Source organism: Pseudoalteromonas sp. NGC95, assembly GCF_015864705.1.
Lineage (GTDB): Bacteria > Pseudomonadota > Gammaproteobacteria > Enterobacterales > Alteromonadaceae > Pseudoalteromonas > Pseudoalteromonas arctica.
In genome coordinates, this window is sequence record NZ_JADYWR010000051.1 from 1 (window position 1) to 2,249 (window position 2,249).

The following is a 2,249-nucleotide window of genomic DNA, read 5'->3' on the forward strand; positions in this document are numbered from 1 at the left end:
TCTCTGTTACCGCTCGACTTGCATGTGTTAGGCCTGCCGCCAGCGTTCAATCTGAGCCATGATCAAACTCTTCAATTAAAAAGTTTTATGTCTTTCGACAGCTCAATGAATTCTGAATTTAGTTTAATATCTTTCGATATTGAATTGACTGTGCCGAATAATTACCGAAATAACTATTCTGTTGGTCACTCAGTTTTCAATTGAGACTCTAATTTGTTTGCCTCGCTAATTACCCATAAAGAGTAAGTAGTTTGGCTGTTAGAACTCAATCTGTACGAGTGCCCACACAGATGATTGCTTTATATTGTTAAAGAACGTTTTGAGTCGCTTTAGCGTCTCAAGGGATGCGAATAATACACCCTTTATTTTTCGAGTCAACACTTAGTTTTAAACTTTCTTTTGGAAGATTTAAAACCGAAGTTTTACTTAACTCTCTGAGTAGTTCGTGCCTCGCTATGCGTTGGCGTTTCCTGTCTCAGTGGGGTCGCATTATAGGGAGCGGCGGATTTTACGCAAGCGTTATTTGCATAAAATAGTAATTAAAATTAAGCCCCAAGCAAGCACACATGATAAACACAAGTTACCCACAAAACCCTGTTGATAACTCTGTTTTTGAACTTTAAAACTAAACACTTTTATCCTGATGTGATAAGTTGCGGTCACTTTTTTTAACTCATGTATTTAGGCAGTATCCATGACAGACATAATAAACAGTATAAGTGCCCTTCTATGGGGCCAAGTTCTCGTCTACTTATTAATAGCAGCAGGCCTCTTTTTTACTTTTCGACTAGGCTTTATTCAGTTTGTGCAATTTCCACATATGTTCAAAGTTATGTTTGGCTCTCGTAAATGTGCCGATAACGAAATTTCATCCTTTCAGGCTTTTTGTACTTCGTTAGCTGCACGCGTTGGTACAGGTAATATGGCTGGTGTTGCTGTTGCCTTATACCTAGGTGGGCCAGGTGCTATTTTTTGGATGTGGCTTATTGCATTAATAGGTATGGCTACAAGCTTTGCTGAAAGTACTTTAGCTCAGGCTTATAAAACAAAAGATGCTGAAGGCAATTTTAGAGGTGGCCCTGCTTATTATATGCAAAACGGTTTAGGTAAACGCTGGATGGGGACTTTATTCTCGTTATGCTTAATTTTAGCCTTTGGTTTGGTATTTAACGCCGTACAGTCAAACTCTATTGCTGCAGCATTTGAAGTAGCGTTTGATGTACCTAAGTATATAGTAGGCATTTGCTTGGTTATTGGCTCTGGTATTATTATTTTTGGTGGTTTGAAAACAATTTCTCGTTTTGCTGAAATGGTTGTCCCATTTATGGCATTAGCTTACTTGTTAGTGGCTCTTTATGTATGCGCTATTAACTTTACTGCATTACCTGATGTAATTGTACTTATAATAAAAAGTGCTTTTGGTATTGAACAAGCTGGTGCAGGTGCAATTGGTTATGGTGTTACACAAGCTATGATCCAAGGTATAAAGCGTGGCTTATTCTCAAACGAAGCTGGTATGGGTAGTGCAGCTAATGCCGCAGCCACTGCGACACCTTACCCTCCTCATCCAGCATCACAAGGTTATGTGCAAATGCTAGGTGTATTTATTGATACTATTGTTATTTGTACAGCGACTGCTTCTCTTATTTTACTATCGCAGCAATTAGTACCTGAATCTGGTGTTATGGGGATTGAACTTACACAAGCAGCATTACAAGAACATGTCGGCGACTGGGGTACTTACTTTATTGCCATTGCTATATTGTTTTTTGCTTTTACTTCTATTGTGGCTAATTACTCTTACGCTGAAACAAATTTAATGTTTTTAGAGCACAACTCTAATAAAGGTATGTTTATCTTTAGACTTGTTGTTTTAGGTATGGTGATGTTTGGTGCAGTTGGTGAGCTTGGTTTAATTTGGACGCTGGCAGATATATCAATGGGTTTAATGGCCATTGTAAACGTTATAGCGCTATTTATGCTTTCAGGTGTTGTTGTATGGCTCTCTAAAGATTACAACGAACAACGCAAAAAGGGCTTAATACCCACCTTTGACAAAAGTAAGCATCCTAAACTTGCTAAAGAGGTCGATCCCGAGGCCTGGAAATAAACAATAAACAGCGAGCTACGGCTCTAATGCCGATCATTTAAGAATTAGTTAATAGAACTTGAACGATCTTCTAGGTATGTAAGAATCCGAATTCTTTTGTAGAATTCGGATTTTTTTATGCAACTTTCTAATGCTCTCG

1 protein-coding gene and 1 rRNA gene are annotated in these 2,249 nt (G+C 38.3%); one reads left to right on the forward strand and one right to left on the reverse strand.

Annotation, left to right across the window (positions count from 1 at the left end):
- Window positions 1-78 (reverse strand): 16S ribosomal RNA (locus I6E70_RS20460); the annotation flags it as partial.
- A gap of 616 nt (window positions 79-694) precedes the next feature.
- Between I6E70_RS20460 and I6E70_RS20465 the strand changes: the two genes are divergently transcribed.
- Entirely contained in the window at window positions 695-2,110 is a 1,416-nt protein-coding gene (locus I6E70_RS20465; protein WP_024591297.1) for an alanine/glycine:cation symporter family protein, read from the forward strand.
- Window positions 2,111-2,249 lie beyond the last annotated feature (139 nt).

Excerpts from the sequence above, each read along its gene's own strand:
- I6E70_RS20465 (WP_024591297.1), top strand. The coding sequence starts at position 695 with ATGACAGACATAATAAACAGTATAAGTGCCCTTCTATGGGGCCAAGTT.